The organism is Kitasatospora sp. NPDC057500, assembly GCF_042802195.1.
Lineage (GTDB): Bacteria > Actinomycetota > Actinomycetes > Streptomycetales > Streptomycetaceae > Kitasatospora.
The window spans coordinates 35,792-54,059 of record NZ_JBHVER010000032.1; the positions used below are offsets into that span (position 1 = coordinate 35,792).

Annotated in this window: 16 protein-coding genes and 2 riboswitches; of the genes, 7 read left to right on the forward strand and 9 right to left on the reverse strand. The window is 72.4% G+C overall.

What is annotated here, in order from left to right; translation table 11 throughout:
- Positions 1-65 precede the first annotated feature (65 nt).
- The 8 genes from ACFU74_RS10120 to ACFU74_RS10155 all read right to left on the reverse strand — a co-directional run bounded on the left by ACFU74_RS10120 (position 66) and on the right by ACFU74_RS10155 (position 8,270).
- A complete protein-coding gene (locus ACFU74_RS10120; RefSeq protein WP_380754609.1) occupies positions 66-1,043 on the reverse strand; it encodes an alpha/beta fold hydrolase in 978 nt (325 codons plus the stop codon).
- A complete protein-coding gene (locus ACFU74_RS10125; protein ID WP_380754612.1) occupies positions 1,043-2,188 on the reverse strand; it encodes an NAD(P)/FAD-dependent oxidoreductase in 1,146 nt (381 codons plus the stop codon). The genes ACFU74_RS10120 and ACFU74_RS10125 overlap by 1 nt, the downstream gene beginning before the upstream one ends.
- The gene (locus tag ACFU74_RS10130) at positions 2,185-2,997 is read right to left on the reverse strand and encodes an IclR family transcriptional regulator (RefSeq protein WP_380754615.1); all 813 of its coding nucleotides are present in this window, start codon (positions 2,995-2,997) and stop codon (positions 2,185-2,187) included. The genes ACFU74_RS10125 and ACFU74_RS10130 overlap by 4 nt, the downstream gene beginning before the upstream one ends.
- Before the next feature lie 69 nt (positions 2,998-3,066).
- Complete coding sequence (locus ACFU74_RS10135; RefSeq protein ID WP_380754618.1) at positions 3,067-4,602, reverse strand: ABC transporter substrate-binding protein; 1,536 nt, start codon at positions 4,600-4,602, stop codon at positions 3,067-3,069.
- Between the two features lie 68 nt (positions 4,603-4,670).
- The gene (locus ACFU74_RS10140) at positions 4,671-5,501 is read right to left on the reverse strand and encodes an ATP-binding cassette domain-containing protein (RefSeq protein WP_380754620.1); all 831 of its coding nucleotides are present in this window, start codon (positions 5,499-5,501) and stop codon (positions 4,671-4,673) included.
- Positions 5,498-6,451 carry an ABC transporter ATP-binding protein gene (locus ACFU74_RS10145; RefSeq protein ID WP_380754623.1) on the reverse strand — a complete coding sequence of 318 codons (954 nt, stop codon included), beginning with the start codon at positions 6,449-6,451 and terminating at the stop codon, positions 5,498-5,500. The genes ACFU74_RS10140 and ACFU74_RS10145 overlap by 4 nt, the downstream gene beginning before the upstream one ends.
- 21 nt (positions 6,452-6,472) lie before the next feature.
- Positions 6,473-7,270 carry an ABC transporter permease gene (locus tag ACFU74_RS10150; RefSeq protein ID WP_380754625.1) on the reverse strand — a complete coding sequence of 266 codons (798 nt, stop codon included), beginning with the start codon at positions 7,268-7,270 and terminating at the stop codon, positions 6,473-6,475.
- Between the two features lie 82 nt (positions 7,271-7,352).
- On the reverse strand, positions 7,353-8,270 hold the full coding sequence (locus ACFU74_RS10155; protein WP_380754628.1) for an ABC transporter permease: 918 nt from the start codon (positions 8,268-8,270) through the stop codon (positions 7,353-7,355).
- A 314-nt stretch (positions 8,271-8,584) separates the two neighbouring features.
- Between ACFU74_RS10155 and ACFU74_RS10160 the strand changes: the two genes are divergently transcribed.
- Together ACFU74_RS10160 and hisD are read left to right on the forward strand one after the other, a co-directional pair.
- The gene (locus ACFU74_RS10160) at positions 8,585-9,553 is read left to right on the forward strand and encodes a LacI family DNA-binding transcriptional regulator (RefSeq protein WP_380754630.1); all 969 of its coding nucleotides are present in this window, start codon (positions 8,585-8,587) and stop codon (positions 9,551-9,553) included.
- Between the two features lie 133 nt (positions 9,554-9,686).
- Entirely contained in the window at positions 9,687-11,009 is a 1,323-nt protein-coding gene (hisD, locus tag ACFU74_RS10165; protein ID WP_380754633.1) for a histidinol dehydrogenase, read from the forward strand.
- Positions 11,010-11,145: 136 nt separating this feature from the next.
- On the opposite strand, the gene ACFU74_RS10170 is transcribed toward hisD, so the two are convergent.
- Complete coding sequence (locus ACFU74_RS10170; protein WP_380754635.1) at positions 11,146-12,132, reverse strand: ferric reductase-like transmembrane domain-containing protein; 987 nt, start codon at positions 12,130-12,132, stop codon at positions 11,146-11,148.
- 283 nt (positions 12,133-12,415) lie between these two features.
- A riboswitch (cobalamin riboswitch) is annotated at positions 12,416-12,571 on the forward strand.
- A gap of 200 nt (positions 12,572-12,771) precedes the next feature.
- Here ACFU74_RS10170 and ACFU74_RS10175 point away from each other — a divergent pair.
- The 5 genes from ACFU74_RS10175 to ACFU74_RS10195 are packed head-to-tail and all read left to right on the forward strand — an operon-like array spanning position 12,772 to position 17,925.
- Positions 12,772-13,671, forward strand: coding sequence for a hypothetical protein (locus ACFU74_RS10175; protein WP_380754637.1), 900 nt, complete (start codon positions 12,772-12,774; stop codon positions 13,669-13,671).
- On the forward strand, positions 13,668-14,690 hold the full coding sequence (locus tag ACFU74_RS10180; protein ID WP_380754639.1) for a cysteine synthase family protein: 1,023 nt from the start codon (positions 13,668-13,670) through the stop codon (positions 14,688-14,690). The genes ACFU74_RS10175 and ACFU74_RS10180 overlap by 4 nt, the downstream gene beginning before the upstream one ends.
- The gene (locus ACFU74_RS10185) at positions 14,687-15,937 is read left to right on the forward strand and encodes an ATP-grasp domain-containing protein (RefSeq protein WP_380754641.1); all 1,251 of its coding nucleotides are present in this window, start codon (positions 14,687-14,689) and stop codon (positions 15,935-15,937) included. Before ACFU74_RS10180 ends, ACFU74_RS10185 begins: the two co-directional genes overlap by 4 nt.
- Positions 15,930-17,207 (forward strand): MFS transporter, encoded by a 1,278-nt coding sequence (locus ACFU74_RS10190; RefSeq protein WP_380754643.1) that lies wholly within the window; start codon positions 15,930-15,932, stop codon positions 17,205-17,207. Before ACFU74_RS10185 ends, ACFU74_RS10190 begins: the two co-directional genes overlap by 8 nt.
- Complete coding sequence (locus ACFU74_RS10195; protein WP_380754645.1) at positions 17,176-17,925, forward strand: class I SAM-dependent methyltransferase; 750 nt, start codon at positions 17,176-17,178, stop codon at positions 17,923-17,925. Before ACFU74_RS10190 ends, ACFU74_RS10195 begins: the two co-directional genes overlap by 32 nt.
- Positions 17,926-17,995: 70 nt before the next feature.
- A riboswitch (cobalamin riboswitch) is annotated at positions 17,996-18,079 on the forward strand.
- The last annotated feature ends 189 nt before the right edge of the window (positions 18,080-18,268 follow it).

Below are 18,268 nucleotides of genomic sequence, written 5' to 3' on the forward strand. Positions count from 1 at the left end.
GGCCGGCCGGCACGGACGTGGCGTGCCGGCGACGGGGCCCGCGGCGCCCGGTGGGGACCGGGCGATCAGCGGCGGTCGGAGCCGAGAGCGGCGAGCACCGCTTCGGCGCACGCGAGGATGCCGTGGCCGGAGAGCAGGATGTCGTAGTGGTTGGTGTCCGCGACCTCGGTGATCCGCACACCGGGCCACCGGCGCCGGTACTCGTCGAGGATCCCGGCCGTGTAGAGGCCCGGACGGGCGGCGACCAGGTCGCCTTCCGCGACGACCAGGTGGACGTCGCGCCGGCGTGCGGGATCGCCCATGACGCGCTCGACGCCGAGGCCGAAGTCCGGTGCGCCGTACACGTCGTCGGAGTCCGCCTGCATCGCCTCGGCCGAGGTGGAGGCGCGGAAGCCGCCGGCCCCGTCGGCGACCAGGTCGTAGCGGAAGCTCTCCCCCGCCACCGGGTCGACCCCGTCGGCGAACGCCGGGTGGGCGCGGAAGAAGTCCAGGTACTCCTCGACGCCGTCGAACACCATGGCGAGGCGGGCAGCCGGCCCCACGGCGGCGAGCAGGTCGTCCGGGTCGGCCGGCCCGGGGGTCCGGGGCGGCCGGGCTGGCCGGGGCGGCCGGGGAAGCCCCCCGTCGATGAGGACGAGCCCGCGGAAGCGGTGCTCCGCCGGCGCGCGGTCCCCGTCGAGGAGCCCCGCCAGGGTCATCGCGACGAACCCCCCGAGGGAGTGGCCGACCAGGGTCACCTCCCCGGGCTCGGCGAAGGCCTCGACCGCGGCCAGCACGTCCTGTGCGTGCGCCCGCATCCCGTACGGAGCCCCGAGGTGGCGCGAACCCGCCCGCCCGCGCAGGTCGGGCGCGATGACCCGGACGCCCGGCAGTGCGGCGGCGAGGCCGGCGAGGAAGAGGTGGTTCGAGGTGATGCCGTGGATCGCGCAGACGGTGGGGACCGGCCCGGGCGGGGGTGCCACCGGCTCCCACACGCCGACCGTGGACCGGCCGCCCGCGACCTCGACCCGGGACCGCCGGTACTCGTGGGAGGCGGCCGTCATCAGGCCCCGCCCCCACGGGACCGCCGCTCGACCGCCACGGTGAAGGCGGCGAGCTCGGGAGCCGCCTCGCCCAGCACGTCGCGGGCGACGGCGTCGCCGAGCAGCGGCGCCATGGTGAGCCCGGCCGCGCCGTACCCGGCGACCAGCCAGAGGCCGTCGGCGCCGGGCACCCGGCCGACCAGCGGCAGTTGGCCGTCCGCCATGGGGCGGATGCCCACCCTGGTCTCCAGCACGGTCGCGTCCGCGAGGCCCGGTGCGAGCTCAAGGGCGTTCCGCAGGACCGACAGTTGTCCGGCCGCGGTCACCCTCGCGTCGAATCCGCTGCCGGTCTCGCGGGTGGCCCCGACGGCGATCCTTCCGCCGTCGAAGGGCGTCATGTAGTGGTCGGCGAACGGGTGGAGGGTCGGCCACGGCGAGGTGTTGACGCCGCGCAGCTCCAGGTGGACTATCTGCCCGCGCTGCGGGCTGACCCCGACCCGGAGGTCGAGCCGGCCGAGCAGGTCGGTGACGCGCGCACCCGCGGCCACCACGACCGCGTCGGCGTCGAGATCCGCCGTGGTGGTCCGGATCCGCCAGCCGGTACCCGAGGAGTCGAGCCCGACGACCGCGTCGACCACGTGCCGGGCGCCGTACGCGACCGCCCCGCTCAGGGCCGCGTCGCGGAGCACCCGGCCGTCGACGCGGCCGCCGCCCGAGACGAGCAGCCCGCTCAGCCCGGGCGCGAGCGCCGGGAAGAGCTCCAGTGCACGGGCGCTGTCCACGCGTTGGAGGGTTCCCGCCACCGGTCCGGCGTCGCGCACGCGGCGGGCTGTCCGCTCCTCGACGGCGTCGACCTCGGCGGCGTCCGCGCTCACCATGAGCGCGCCCGAGCGGCGGTACCCGAGTTCGGGGATCCCGAGCGCATCCAGCTGCGACAGGAACTCCGGGTAGTAGTTGCCGCCGGCGGCGTAGGCCTCGTAGAAGCCGCCCTCGGAGGACGACACCCAGGGCGCGATGATCCCCGCACTGGCCGCGGTCGCCTGGCCGAACCCGCCGTCGTCGACGAGGGTGACCCGGGCTCCGCGGCGCGCCAGGTGGAAGGCGGTGGTCACACCGGCGATCCCTGCGCCGATGACGGCGATGGACGAGTTCTTGACGTTGTTCACTTCCCGTGGATCTCCTTCTGTGAAAGGCCTCGTGTGCCGTCCAGTTCCGCGGCGAGGGCGACGGCGGCCCGCTTCAGCCCCGTGACGGTCTCGGCGAGCACCGCGTCGGACATCCGCAGCGTCGGGGCGGAGAGGGAGAACCCGAGGTGCTCCCCCTTGAGGGGGATGGCCACCGAGACGCACCGCATCCCCGCTTCCTGCTCCCCCTCGTTCACGGCGAATCCGCGCTCACGCACCGCGGCCAGCTCGGCGAGCAGGCCGTCCGGATCCGTATGGGTCGAATCGGTGAAGCGCGGCATCCTGGTGTGGTCGAGGACGGTGCGGACCCGCTCGTCGGGGAGCCCGCTGAGCAGCATCTTCCCGATGGCCGAGGAATGCGGGTACACGGGCTCGTCGAGGCTCGTGTAGATCCTGATCGACCGTGACCCCGGCGTCTTGGCCAGGTACACGACGTAGTCCCCGCTCAGCGTCCCGACGGCGACCGACTCCCCGTAGCGCTTGGCGAGTTGGTCGAGGTAGGGCTGCGCGACGACCGCGATCGCCTTCTGGTTGTTCTTGGCCAGCTTCAGCAGGCGCGGCCCCGGCAGGTACTTGCTGTGCCCGTCCTTGCGGACGTAGCCGAGTTCGTGGAGGGTCTGCGCCAGGCGGTGGACCGTTCCGACCGGGAGATCGCTGCGCCGGGCCAGCTCGGAGACCCCGATCGGGTCGTCGCTGTCGACCACGGCCTCCAGGACCGTGAACGCCCTGCGGAGCGACTGCACGGCACCGGCTGTCCGCTGCCCACCACCGTTCGAATCAACGGCCCCCATGGTGATTCCTCCTTCCCATCGATTCGGCGGGGTCCGGGCGGCACCCGCGCCGCCCGGATCTCCCGCGCGCTACTTCGCGAGCGCCACGTCGTCGAACACGAACCCGTCGTCGGCACGCGGCGTGAACTTCACGTCCTTCGAGACGCCGAACGCCGCGGGCTGCGTGTACAGGGACACCATCGGCCGGTCCGTGTCGGCGATGATCTTCTGCACCTCGAAGTACGCCGTCCTGCGCGCGGCCTCGTCCATCGTCCGGTTCGCCTGGGCGAGCAGCTCGTCGACCTTCGGGTTGCTGTATCCCATCCGGGGCTTGCCCAGCACGGTGGAGAAGCCCTGGAGCGCGTACGAGGAGTCCATCAGGCCGTCCGCGAAGGCGACCTGGTAGACGTCCTTGTTGGTGTACTTGCTGTAGATGTCGCCGAAGGCACCGCCTTCGAGGATCTCCAGCTCGACGTTGAAGCCGGCCTTCTTGAGCATCGCGGTCACCATCTCCGCGAGCTCGGCGTCCATCGGGTAGGTCCCGCGCGAGGCGCTGTAGTGCAGCTTCACGCTGCGCCCGTCCGCGACGGCCTGCTTCACCAGTTCCTTCGCCCGCTCGGGGTCGTACGCGGCGGTGTTGTAGAGGGACGGGTCCCCGCCGAACACCGTCTTGGGAGCGCGCGTGCGCACCGGCGTCGCCTTGCCGCCGAAGAGCGTGTCGACGATCGCCTTCTTGTCGATCGCGAGGTCTATCGCCTCGCGGATCCGGGGGTCCTTCGTCGCGTACTGGTCGTCCAGGCGCAGCACGAGCAGCATCACCCGGGTCGTCTCACCGAGCTCCATCGCGGTCCTGCCGGCGTCGACGCGCTTCCAGTCGATCACCGGGACCTCGGTCGCGATGTCGACGCCGCCGGTGAGGAGTTCGGAGACCCGGGTGGAGTTCTCGGGAATGGTGCGGACCTCGACGCGCTTCCACTTCGGGGCGCCGCCCCAGTAGTCGTCGTTGCGCTCCAGGGTGACACGGTCGTCGCGCTTCCACTCCACGAACTTGTACGGCCCGGAACCGAAGGGGGCCTTGACGAACTCCTCGATGCCGTTCTTCTCGATGAAGGCCGACGGGACGATGTCGGCGCCGCTCTTCGCCAGCACCGCCAGCAGGGTGGGCATCGCGCCCTTGGTCGTGATCCGGACCTCGTGGTCGCCGACCGCCGTGGCGTCGGCGATCTGCTCGAACCACCGGGCCTCCAGCAGTGCGGGGTCCTTCAGCCGGTGGATGGTGAACACGACGTCCTTGGCGGTCAGCGGCGACCCGTCCTGGAACTTGACGTCCTTGCGGAGCTGGAACGTCCAGGTCTCGTCGTCCACCTGCTGGTAGTCGGTCACCAGCTGAGGAACGATCTTCATCGACTCGTCCCTGGTGAACAGGCGGTCGTAGATGTTCCGGTTGACCCGGTCCGCCGACGTCTGCACGGCGTTCTGCGGGTCGAGGTTGCGCGGATCGACGTTCTGCGCGAACACCAGGGTGTCCTTCTGCGCACCGCCCTCCGCCGCACCGCTCGACACGGGCATGCACCCGGCCAGCGGCAGGGCCGCCACAGCCATGGCCGCGGTGAGTCTCTTCTTCATGGTCGGTCCTTTCACGAACGGTTCGTCTGCTCCCGCCGGGGCCGGCGGACCCGGTTGCGGCCGGGCGGTCAACGCGACTTGAAGGGCTGCGCCCGCGACGACTCGATGAGCCGCTGCGTGTACGCGTGGCCGGGGCGGTGGAGGATGTCGTCCGCCGTGCCGTGCTCGACGACCGCGCCCTGGTACATGACGCTGATCCGGTCGCTCATGAAGTGGACGCTCTCCAGCCCGTGGCCGATGAAGACGTAGGTCAGGCCCATCTCCTCCTGGAGGTCCTTGAGGAGGTTGAGGATCTGGCTCTGGATCGAGACGTCGAGCGCGGAGACCGGCTCGTCGCAGATCAGCACCTGGGGCTTCCTCGCCAGTGCGCGGGCGATCACCAGACGCTGCCGCTGCCCGCCGGAGAACTCGTGCGGGTACTTCTCCAGCGCCGCGGCCGACATGCCGACCTGGTCGGCGAGCTCGGCCACCCGCCGGGCGATCTCCGGCCGGCTCGCGCGCGGCGCCACGGTCAGCGGCTCCGCGAGGATGGAGCGGACGTTCATCCGCGGGTTCAGCGCGGAGTACGGGTCCTGGAACACCATCTGCGCCGCGGTGCGCCCCTCGGCCGTCGTGCGTCCCTTGGCGTCGAAGACGGGTGCGCCCGTGATCAGGATGTCGCCCGACGTCGGCCTCAGCAGGCCCGCCAGCATCCGGGCGACCGTCGTCTTCCCGGAGCCGGACTCCCCGATGATGCCCAGCGTCGCCCCCTCGGGCACGGACAGGGTGACGTCGCGCACCGCGGCGAAGTCCTTCTTGCGTCCGAAGAACCCGTCGGCGACCCGGAAGGTCTTGCACAGCGCCGTGACGCGGACGGCCGTGTCCGGGGCGGTGCCGGGCAGCGCGGTGTCGGCGGTCATCTTGCGCCCTTCGACTCGATCAGACGGTCGGTGTGCCAGCAGGCCGAGGCCTGCCCCCGGGACTGCGCGAACGGCGGCTTGTCGACGCAGGCGGCGGTGGCGAACCCGCAGCGCGAGGCGAACCGGCAGCCGTCGGTCCACTCGTCGGGCGTCGGCACGCGTCCGGGGATGGCGGTGAGCCGGTCGGTCTTCACCCCGAGGGAGGGGACCGAGCGCAGCAGGGCGTCGGTGTACGGGTGCCTGGGCTCGGACAGCACCCGCTCGGTCGGTCCGCTCTCGGCGATCCGCCCGGTGTACAGCACGGCGACCGTGTCCGCGATCCGGCGCACGACGTTCAGGTCGTGGCTCACCAGCAGCAGGGCGGTGCCCGTCTCGACGGTGATGTCGTAGATGAGCTTCAGCACCTGGTCCTGGACCGTGACGTCGAGAGCCGTCGTCGGTTCGTCGGCGAGGAGCAGCCGGGGCCTGCCCAGCAGGGCCATCGCGATCATGACGCGCTGGCGCATCCCGCCCGACAGCTCGTGGGGGCGCCGGCGCAGCACCCGCTCCGGCTTGTCGAATCCGACCCGGTCGAGCATCGACAGCACATCGGCTCGCGAGGCGGAGACGTGCTTGGCGGCCTCGCCCAGCTGGTTCCCGATCGAGAGGACCGGGTTGAGCGAAGTCAGCGGCTCCTGGTAGATCATCGAGATCTCGCGGCCCCGCAGCTGCCGCATCCGGCCCGCGGACACCCGGGAGATGTCCTCGCCCTGCCAGAGGATCTCGCCGCCCGAGACCCGCAGGCCCCTCGCCAGCAGGTTGATGACCGACATGCAGGTGAGGCTCTTGCCGGAGCCGGACTCGCCCACCAGGGCCGTCCGTTCGCCGGCGTGGATGTCGAGCGAGACGCCGTCGACGAGCGTGAGGTCACGCTTCTCCGCCGTCACGCGGAGGTCCCGGATGCTGAGCATGGGTTCGTTTCCGTGCATGGTTCACACCCCCAGTCGCGGGTCGAGCGTGTCCCTCAGCCAGTCGCCGAGGAGGAGGATCCCGAGCACCGTGCCCGCGATCGCCAGACCCGGCAGCGTGCTGAGCCACCACGCGTTGGTGATGTAGTCGCGGCCGCTGGTGAGCATCAGGCCCCAGGAGACGTCGGGGGGCTGCACGCCCAGGCCCAGGAAGCTGAGCGACGACTCCGTGATGATGATGGTCGCCACGCTCAGCGTGGAGAGGACGATGAACGTCGGCATGACGTTCGGCATGATGTGCCGCAGGAGGATCCGGGTGTGCGGGACCCCGAAGTTCTTCGCCGCCTCGACGAACAGGCGCTCGCGGATCTCCAGCACCTCCGCACGGATCTGCCGGGCGTAGACCACCCAGTTCGTCAGGCCGAGCACGACGACGAGCGTCGTCAGACCGGGCTTCACCACGCCGAGGATGACGAGGATCAACAGGATGCCGGGGATGGCGAGGAGCGCGTCGACCAGGCGCATGATCGCCGCGTCGACGAACCGGCCGTAGTAGCCGGCGAGCAGGCCGGCCACCAGGCCGATCGTTCCGGCCAGGACCACGCCCAGCACCCCGACCAGCAGCGAGATGCGCGAACCGTCGATGAGGCGGCTGAGCATGTCGCGGCCGAGGTTGTCGGTGCCCAGCAGGTGGGCCGGGTCGCTTCCCTCGAACGGGAGCGGCGGAACGAGCGCCCGCGCCGGGTCGATCGCCGCGGGGTCGTGCGGCATTATCCACGGTGCGAATATCGCGACGAATGCCGGCACGATCAGGAGAACCATTCCGACGATCGCCGGGAGGGGAATGCTCCGGAGGGCCTTTCTGCTCCGCGCGGGGGTGCCCGCCCGCGGAAGGCCGATGGACTCAGTCAAGGTTGATCCGCCTGTCGACGAGCTTGAACGAAATGTCGGACAGAATGCTCAGCCCGATGACCATCACCGCCACGACGAATACCGCCGCCTGCACGATGGGCATGTCCCGCTGTGTCACTGCCTTGACCAGGAGCTGTCCGAGCCCCGGCCAAGCGAATACGGACTCGGTGACCAGCGCGCCGCCGAGCAGTGCCGAGAACTGGAGCACGGTGATCGACGCGACCGGAATGAAAGCGTTGCTGAAGCCGTGCTTGAAAACGACGAAGGATTCTCGCAGGCCTTTTCCGTGAGCGGTCCGGATGTAGTCCTGCCCGAGGATCTCCACCATGCTCGACCGCACGAGCCGGGTGATCTCGGCCGCGGTGCCCGTGCCGAGCGTGACCATGGGAAGTACCAGGTGAGCCCAGCTGCCGCTGCCGGAAACCGGGAGCCAGCCCAGGTTCACGGAGACGAGCATGATCAGCATGATGCCCAGCCAGAAGGTGGGCACCGCCTTGGCGACCACCGATATCGAGGAGACCAGGTGGTCGACGGCACCGCCCCGGTGCATCGCCGCCCAAACGCCCATCGGAATGGCGATGACCAGCGCCAGGACAATCGATCCGAAGGCGAGCGTCAGTGTAGCGGGAAGGCGCTCCAGAACGATTGCCAGAGCAGGCTCATGGTATTGGTACGAGTCGCCGAAGTCGCCGGTGACGGCCGAAACAATGTAATGCCAGTACTGGACCGGCAGCGGATCGTCCAGCCCCATCGCGTCGCGAATCGCCGCGATCCGCTCGGGCGTGGCGTTCTCGCCGAGCATCAGCGCGACCGGATCCCCCACGATGTATACGAGGAAGAAGACGATCGTCACGATCAGGAAGAGGGTGGGGACGACTTCAAGCAGACGTCGTCCGACATAGTAGCCCAACGATCCTCCTCATTCGGGTACATCGTGGTGAGCGGCTTGATGCCGGGGGGGAAACGTTTAGCAGGCTTTTCCATCATGCGTCAATGCTTTTCCACGATGCGGAAAGGCCGGACCCGCAGTCCGCAGCGCCGGCACCGACTCGCCACACCCGGCCTCAACCCCCCATGGCGGCACAGGAGTTGAACAACGGTCCGGACGACACGCCCACGCCCGGGGCCCGGCCGTGGAAGCGGCCGTCCGGCGGGCGTCCCTATGCTTGGCTCGACTTGACCCGGAGGTAGGAACCCATGGCGCGACGGCCCACTGTCACGAGCGTGCAGATCGCACGGGAGGCGGGAGTCGCGCAGTCGACGGTCTCGCGCGTGCTGAACGGCGGGAGCGTCGCCCCGGAGACCCGGCGCAGAGTACTCGACGTGGTCGCGAAGTACGACTTCCAGCCCAGCCAGGCGGCGCGGAGCCTGGTGGGCGCGCGGTCCGGTCTGATCGGCGTGGTGATCCGCGATCTGACGAATCCGTTCTACCCGGTGATGGTCAAGGCCGTGGAGCGCGTCCTGCACGAGCGCGGCCTGCGCCTGTCGCTGGTCACCGATGTGATGTCGGCCGAGGAGGGGCTGGCGCTGCTGCGCCGCGAAGGCGTCGACGGCGTGGTGTTCACCTCGGCGGTCGAACGGGAGCCGCTCGCGCACCGGATGGTGGGGCACGGGATCCCGGTGGTGCTGTGCCACCGCACGCTCGACGGCTTCCCGGCCGACCAGGTCGAGGCCGACAACACGACCGCCGGCGAACTCGCGGCGGCGCACCTGCTGGATCTGGGGCACCGCCGGATCGCGATGGTGTGCGGCCCGGCCGGGACGAGCACCGCCCGGCAGCGCGCCCTCGCCTTCCGCCGGACGGTCGCGGCGGAGGGCGTCGCCCTCACGGAGGTCGACGGAGCCTACGACTACGCCACCGCGTACGAGGCGGTGCGCGCCCTGCTGGCGAGCGCCGAGCCGCCCACGGCGCTGTTCTGCCACAACGACGTGATGGCGTACGCCGCACTGAACGCCGCCGCCGCGGCGGGCGTCGCGGTGCCGGCGGAGCTCAGCGTGGTGGGCTGCGACGACGTGCCGCTGTCCGCGTGGGAGCGCATCGACCTGACGACGGTGCGTCAGCCACTGGAGCGGATCGCCCGCACGGGCGTGGAACTGCTCCTGGACCGGCTTGAGCACCCGGACCTGCCCCACCGGCACGAGGTGCTGCCGGTGGAGTTCGTCCAGCGCTCCACCACGGCGCCTCCCGCCTGACGTTCGCACCCTTCGGGCGTGAACGGATTCCGAACTGCCCATGAATCACCCCTTGACCATCGAGTCATCCGCCTTCCATGCTGTGGATACGTATCCAATGGATACGTATCCATTCACGATTGAGGAGCTCGGCGTGTCCCGCACCATCAAGGCCGCTGCCACCCGGTCCACCGCCCCCTCGGACGACGACGCCGTCGCGCGGACCGTCCGCGAGCTGATCGCCGATGTCCGCAGCCGCGGCGACGAAGCGGTCCGTGAGCTCTCCGCGCGCTTCGACCACTGGGAGCCGGAGTCCTTCCGGCTGGACGAGGACCAGCTCGCCGAGATCATGAACGGACTCGACCCGCAGGTCGTCGAGGACATCAGGACCGTCCAGGCCAACGTCCGCCGGTTCGCCGAGGCCCAGCGCGCCTCGATGTCCGAGATCGAGATCGAGACCGAGCCCGGCGTCTTCCTCGGCCACCGCCACGTGCCGATCCGGTCGGTCGGCGCGTACGTCCCCGGCGGCCGCTACCCGCTGACCGCCTCCGCGCACATGACCGTCGTGACCGCCAAGGCGGCCGGCGTCCCGCGCGTGGTCGCCTGCACCCCGCCGATCCGCGGCGAGATTCCCGCCGCCACCGTCGCCGCGATGCACCTCGCCGGCGCGGACGAGATCCACATCCTCGGTGGTGTCCAGGCCATCGCCGCGATGAGCGTCGGCACCGGGACCATGACGCCCGTCGACATGCTGGCCGGCCCCGGCAACGCCTACGTGGCCGAGGCCAAGCGCCAACTGTTCGGCGAGGTCGGCATCGACCTGTTCGCCGGTCCGACCGAGATCCTCGTCGTCGCCGACGACACGGCCGACCCGTTCATCGCGGCGGTCGACCTGCTCTCGCAGGCCGAGCACGGCCCGGACTCGCCCGCCGTCCTGGTCACCACCAGCGAACGGGTCGCCACCGCCGTGCAGCGGCACATCGAGGAGATCCTGCCCGGGCTGGGGACCGGCGACATCGCCGGCCCCGCCTGGCGCGACCACGGCCAGATCATCCTGGCCGAGGACCTCGACGAGGCCTACCGCATCGCCGACGCCTTCGCCTACGAGCACGTCCAGGTCCTCACCGAGAACCCCCGCGAGGCCCTGGACAGGATGCACACCTACGGCGCCCTCTTCCTCGGAGAGGGCACCTGCGTGTCCTACGGGGACAAGGTCATCGGCACCAACCACGTCCTGCCGACCCGCGGCGCGGCCCGCTACACCGGCGGGCTGTGGGTGGGCATGTACCTGCGCACCGTCACGTACCAGGAGGTCCGCGACCCGAAGTCGTCAGCCGCGCTCGGGGAGTTGTGCGGCCGCGCCGCCCGCGTCGAGCTCTTCGAGGGGCACGCCCGCTCGGGCGACGTCCGTGCCGCCAAGTACGCCGGCGCCCCGCTGGCGTGGACCGACCACTACGCGGGTGCGGACCGCGCCTGACCGTCCAACGGCTCCCCCGCCCTACGCGTCCTCGGCCGGGCCGGCCGAGCGTGCACGTCCGGGCCCGTCGAACCGAGCCCGCCGAACCGGCTCGCGCGCCGGCCCGCCGGTCGGCGGCGCCCACGCGGACGGCGGCTCACCCGGTGCCGTCGGCCTGCCCGGCCGAGGCCGGCGGCGCCGGCGGACGCGCCCGCCCGCCGTCGTGACGGGACGCCGCCACCGCGATCAGGCCGACCACGACGGCCGCCACGGCCACCCGTCCGAGCGCCCGCGCCACCCAGGCCGGCAGCGACCGGACTCCGCCGCGCCCCGGCGCCCCCAGCCGCTCGGCCCGCCGGGCCGGCCGCATCAGACGGACCAACAGCAGGACGGCGAGCGGGACTTGAAGCAGCCACAGGACGGTGCGCGGCCACTCGCCGAACCACACGTTGGTCCCGTAGAGCAGGGTGTGCCAGACGCTCAGCACGTAGACGACGAGCACGAAGCGGTGCAGTCGGCGCCAGGTGTTCGGCCCGAACCGGTGCCGCACGTAGAACAGCAGGCCGAGCGGCACGGCCAGGTAGAGCGCACCCTGCCCGAGCGGGATGGCGATCCGGCCGGTGCCGGAGTCGTACCAGCCGGGCACGAAGGTGTCGGCGAACCCCGACCAGAGCCGGTCGCCCCACGCCGACTCGGCCTCGTAGCGCACGAGTTCGGCCGCGAACATCAGCGCGTGCGCGAACATCAGGGCCGTCGTGGTCAGGCTCGTCGTGCGGTGCCAGCGCTCCAGGGTCTGCCGGGCGACCGGCAGCCGGCCGGGCCGCGGCCCGGACAGCAGCAGCCCGAGCACCACCGTCCCCCAGGCCCACAGCAGCCCCGACCAGCCGAACGCCTGGCTCAGCAGGTACATCCAGTACGTGCCGGCGTCGTCCATGAACGGCATGACCCCGACCGTCGCCGAGGTGCCCGCCTCCATCCGGACGTACAGCAGCACGAACACCGCCGCGGTGACGCCGACCGCCGCGCTCGCGTCGGGCAGCGCGGCCCGCAGGTCGGCGCGGAGGGCGATGCGTTCGGCGGGCCGCCTCCCGGCGGCGGGCCGGGCGTCCGGACCGTCGACCCCCGGTGTCGTCTCAGGCAGCATCGTGGACCTTCCGGAACGGCGGGACACCGCTTGACGGTGTACAGCAGACGATGGGTCGAACAAGTGTGGCGGAGGGGTTCCGGCTTGCCGAGCCCGTATCCGGCCAGAGTGACACGTGGACCGACGGCCCTTCCGCCGCAGCGTCCCGACGCCCCGGCCCGCCGAACGACGGCATTCGGACAACCGTCCGCACGTGCCCTGCCACCGGAGCGCACGCCCCCGTATGCTGATGCCCGCAGCCGGTTCGCGCCTCCCGACCGACCGGACTTCGGCGGCGCGACGCAAGAGGGAACCCGGTGGGAAACCGGGACTGTCCCGCAGCGGTGAGTGGGAACGAAAGCCGTCAACAGCACTGGGCCTGGCTCCGCCCCGGCCCGGGAAGCGACGGCCGGTAGGTGTGTGCCGTCCCCGGCGCACCGGCCCACGAGTCCGAAGACCTGCCGCTGCGCCCGCACCCCCACGTGCGGGCTGTGCACGGTGACCTCGTGGACTGGGTCGGCGGTACGGACGGCTGCGCGGCGTGCGACGACGCGCCGTGCCCTCCTCCTCCGGGTCGTGACGCGGGGCTCGGAACGAGGAGGAGGACGTGTCCGTGACCGCGCGAGTTCCACCCGCCCGCACCGGGCGCCGACCGGCGCGATGGTGACCCCCACCGGAGGGGCCCGGCCCGCCCCGCCGCCGGGCGGCACGGTCTCCGGTGTCTGCCACGGCACCCTGGGCGAGCTGTACCAGGGACCGCTGTGCGCATCCTCCCGCCCCGACATCGCGGTGGTGTCGTTCCCCGTCGACCGCCACTCCTGGGTGCACTTCACCCCGGGGACGGACCCGCCGGGCCCGCTGCCGCTCGGGACGAAGGCCGCGACGGCGGCCCGGCTGTTCCTGGAGCGCTTCGGGCTGACCCTGCCGCCGGGCCGCTGGTGCGTGCACTCCGACCTCACCGTCGGGGTGGGGATGGCGAGTTCGACCGCCGACATCGTGGCGACGCTGCGCTGCCTGTTCCGGATCTTCGCGCTGCCGTACGACACCGGGGTGGTGCTCGCCGTGCTGCGCGAGATCGAGCGGGCCGACAGCGTCTTCCTCGACGAGTTCGCCCTGCACCTGAGCGGCCGGCACCGGGTGGTGCGGCGGCTGGGCACCGACATCGGCTTCCACACCGCGTACATCACCGAGCCCGGGACGGTGGACACCGCCGCCGTCACCGACCTGCTGCTCGGGCACTACCGGCGCCACGGCGAGGAGTACCGGCGCTGCCTGGCCGGCCTGCTGAAGGGCTTCGCCGCGGGCGACCCGGCCGCCGTCGCGCGGACGGCCACGGTGAGCGCCGCGCTCTCCCAACAGGTGCTCCCCAAGGCCACGTTCGACGCGCTGCTCACCCACCGCGAGGAGTTCGGCGCCGACGGGATCTTCGTCGCCCACACCGGCTGCCTGATCGGCTACCTGCTCCCCGGACGCCCCGACGCCGCGCTCAAGTCGGACCTGTCCGCGTTCTTCCACTCGCTCGGCCACCAGTGTTCCTTCGCCCAAGGAGGCTACAGGTGATACACCCCCACATCGCCGACGCCCTGAAGGTCCCCGATCTCGTCCGGCTCGCCGACGGCCTCGTGCTGGTCCGGTTCGAGTCGATGAAGATCTACTCGGCGCTCGCCGCCGTCCGCCACCTGCTGGAGCGCGGCACCGTCCGCCCCGGGCAGACCCTGGTGGACAGTTCCAGCGGCATCTACGCCTACGCGCTGGCGCTCGCCTGCCACCGGCACGGCATGCGCTGCCACATCGTCGCCTCCACCACCGTCGACGCCACCACCCGCGCCCAGTTGGAGATCCTCGGCGCCGCCGTGGAGCAGGTCGTGCCCTCCCGCGACCTCAAACTGGACCAGGAGCTGCGGGTGCGGCGGGTGCGCGAGCTGCTCGCCGCGCACCCGGACTGGCACTGGATGCGGCAGTACCACGACGACGTCCACTACCTCGGCTACCACGAGGTCGCCGACCGGATCACGGCCGCCTTCCCCGGCGCCGCGCTGACCGTCGTCGGCGGCGTCGGCTCCGGTGCCTCGACCGGCGGGGTGGCGACCCGGCTGCGCGCCTTCGACCCGTCGGTGCGACTGGTCGGCGTACAGCCCTTCGGCAGCGTCACCTTCGGCAGCCAGGGACACCACGACCCGGAGGCGATCATCGCCGGGATCGGCTCGTCCATCGCCTTCGACAACGTCCGCCACCACCTCTACGACGGCATCCACTGGCTGGACTTCACCCACGCCATGGCGGGCACCGTCGCCCTGCTGCGCGACCACGCCGTCTTCGCCGGGCTGTCCACCGGGGCCGGCTACCTGGCCGCGTGCTACGAGAAGCGCCGCCACCCCGACCGCCTGCACCTGGTGATCGGTGCCGACACCGGCCACCGCTACGTCGAGCGCGTCTTCGCCCGGCACGCCGAAGCCCCCGACCCGGCCGCGCTGAAACCGGTCGAGGTCTCCGCCCCCGAGGAGATGTCCATGCCCTGGTCCACGATGGCCTGGCGGCGCACCGCGTGCCCCCCGCACGGGAACGAGCGGGCGGCATGAGCGTCGTCTGCCTGGAATCGCTCACCTTCGGCCTCGGCCACCTGGTGCGGGCCGCCGACGCGCTCGGCGAGCGGCTGACCCTGCTCACCCGCGACCGGTCCTACTACGCCTACGAGTTGGAACGGCTGCCGGCGCACGCGCTGGACGTCGTGGAGACCGACACCTTCGACGTGGACGGGCTCACCGCGCTGCTGGAGCGCTCCCCCCGGCCGCGCGGCCTGATCAGCTCCACCGACACCTGGACGCTGGTCGCCGCCGAACTCGCCGAACGGCTCGGCCTGCCCGGTCTCGACCCGGCCGTACTGCGGCTGACCCGCGACAAGTCGGCGGTGCGCCGCCGGCTGTGCGAGGCCGGGCTGAGCCGCGGCCGGGCGGTGCCGGTCACCGGAGCCGGCCCGGAGGCGGTGGCGGCACTCCTCAAGGAGCCCGGCCTGCCCGCCGTCCTCAAGGACACCGCGGGCACCGGCAGCCAGAACGTCTGGCTGGTGCGCGACCCGGCCGAGCTGGACGCCGTCCTCGCCGAGGCCGCCGGGCGGGAGTTGCGCGGCCGGCTGTTCGCCGAACCGTACTTCGGCGGGCCGGTGTACAGCGCCGAGACGCTCGGCTGGGACGGCCGGACCAGGCTGCTGGGCGTCTCCAGCAGGCTGATGTCCCCCGAGCCGTACTTCCGGGAGGAGATCACGGCGTTCCCGGTGGCGTTCCCGCAGCCGCGCCGCGCCGCGCTGGAGCGGTGGCTCGGCGACGTCCTCGCCGCCGTCGGCTACACCGACCGCTTCGCGCACGTGGAGTTCGTGCTGACCGCCGACGGCCCGGAGGTCGTCGAGATCAACCCGCGGATCGGCGGCGCGCTGGTCGGCGAGGGCCTGTGCCGCGCGCTCGGCGTCAACGTGTACGAGGCGCTGGTCGAGGCCGCGCTCGGCCGCCGTCCCGCCCTGATGGACGCCGAACCGCCCGGCGGCCCGGCCGTCGCCTTCGTCCTCGGCTACCCGGCCGCGCCCGGGGTGTTCACCGGCGTCGCCGGGCTGGAACGGCTGGCCGGCCTGCCCGGCTCGCCCGCCTGGTACCCGGTCAGGTCGGCGGGCGACCTGGTCGAGCACCTGGCCGACAGCCGCGGCTACGCGGGCATCGTCTACGCGGAGGGCGAGACCGCCGAACTGGCCACCCACCACGCGGTCGCCGCCGCCAACGCCCTGCGGGTGCTCACCGTACCGGTCGCACCATCCGCGTCCGGGGCCGACGGTGGCTGACCGCCCCGCCGGCCCGGCGGGGCTGCGGGCCGCGCTCGGAACACTCGACGGGCCGCTGCGGTTCCTGCTGCTCAGCTCGTTCCTGATCCCGCTCGGCAGCTTCATGGTGCTGCCGTTCATGTCGGTCTTCCTGCACGAGCGGCTCGGCATGGGCCTCGGCACGGTCGGCGTCGTACTGGCGGCGGCCTCCCTGGTGCAGTTCTCCGGCGGGATCGCGGGCGGCGCGCTGGCCGAGCGGATCGGGCTGCGGCGCACCATGCTGTGGGCGCTGACCGTCCGCACGGCCGGCTTCGTCGGCCTGCTGCTCGCGCTGCGCTGGCCGCCGCTGGCGGTCGGCGCGCTCGTGCTGACCTGCTGCGGGGCCGCGCTGTACCTGCCCGCCAACAAGGCGTACCTGGTGCGGGGCGTCGACGACGCGCGCCGCCCGGCGTTCCTGTCGGCGGGCAACGCCGCCCTCAACGCGGGCATGGCGGTGGGACCGCTGATCGCCGGCCCGTTCGTGCTCTCCTCGCCCGGCTACCTGTTCCTCGCCGCCACGGCGCTGTTCGTGCTGGTCACCGCCGGCCACGCGGGGCTGCCCGCCGGGGCCGCGCCGGAGCGGGCGGAGGGGCCGGAGGGACCGGGGGCCGGGCGGGGCCTGCTGGCCGGGACCGCGGTCCTGCCGTTCGCGGCCAACGCACTCGCCTTCTACCTCTACTTCCACTTCCAGCACTTCCTGGCGATGTACGCGGTCGAGCGGGCCTCGGGCACCTTCTACAGCCTGGTGCTGCTGCTCTGCTTCACGCTGGTCGTCGTGGTGCAGCCGCTCGCCTCCGACGCGATCCGGCGGATGCCCTACCCGGTCGCCCTGGCGGCCGGCTTCGCCGGGCTCGCCGCCGGGCTCGCCGTGCTCGCCCTCGGCACCCGGCCCGCGCTGCTGGCGGGCGGGGCGCTGATCACCCTGGGCGACATCGTGCTGTTCCTCAAGAACGACCTGGAGGCGCTGGCGCGCAGCCCGCGCTCGGACGCCGTGGTCTTCGGGCAGCAGCGGCTCGGCGCCGGAATCGGCGCCTGCGCCAGCGGCGTCCTCGGCGGACAGCTCTACGGACTCTCCGAACGGGGCGGCCACACCGGGCTGTTCTGGCTGCTGGCCGCCGCGCAGTGCCTGTTGCTGCCCCCGCTGCTGCTCGCGCTGCGCTCCCGCGCCGCCGGGCCCCACCACCCCCAACCGCACGACGACGAAGGAGCACTGAGGCCGCATGACACGAACGGGCGGGTTCCAGGACGATGACTTCTGGACCGGGTTCCACGACTTCCTGTTCTCCGAGCAGCGCCACGCGCAGGCCGAGGAACTGCTCGGCTCCTCCCCGCTGCTGGACTTCCCGGCCGGCTCCCGGGTGCTCGACCTGTGCTGCGGACCCGGCGTGTTCAGCGTCCCGCTGGCGCGGCGCGGCCACGCCGTGACCGGCGTCGACCTCAGCCGGCCGATGCTGGAACGGGCCCGGCAACTGGCCGACGCGACCGGCGCCAAGGCGACCTTCGTGCAGGCCGACGCGCGCGCGTACGAGGCGCCGGGCGAGTTCGACGTGGTCCTCAACATGTTCACCTCCTTCGGATACTTCGAGGACCCCGCCGACAACGCCCGGGTGCTGCGCACCATGCACGACAGCCTGACGCCCGGCGGCACGCTCGTCCTCGACCTGGCCGGCAAGGAGTTGCTGGCCCGCCGGGTCACCCCGCCGAAGGTGGTCCGGCGCGGCGAGGACCTCGTCGTCCAGACCGACACGGTGCTGGACGACTGGGCACGGCTGCGCAGTGACTGGGTGATGGTGCGCGGCGAGCGCGTCACCCGGGCGACCCTGGTGTGGTTCGTCTACAGCGCGGTGGAGCTGCGCCGGATGGCCGAGGAGGCGGGGTTCGAGCGGATCGAGGTGTTCGGCGGCTTCGACGGCCGCCCGTACGACGAGGACGCCGAGCGGTTGGTGCTGCGGGCGTTCCGCCCGGCGTGACGGCGCGGCCGGGGGCGCGCGCTTCCCGGCCCCGACCGGGCACCACCACCACGACACCGCCGCGACGGGGACAGGAAGCCGGTGCGAGTCCGGCACGGTCCCGCCACTGTGACCGGGGAGGGAGCTGCGCGCCGCTCCGGGAGTCAGGACACTGGCCCGTCGCGGGCCCGTTCCGAGGAGCGCGGACTCCCCAGGAGGCTTGCTGTGCACGACGACCGTTCCACCCGTCCCGACCGCCCCGCGCGGCCGGCCCGCGCACGCCGCGCCGGGCGCTCCGCCGCGGCCCTCGCCCTGGCCGCGCTGCTGACCGCGCTGCCGGCCGCCGGCTGCGGCGCCCCGGCCC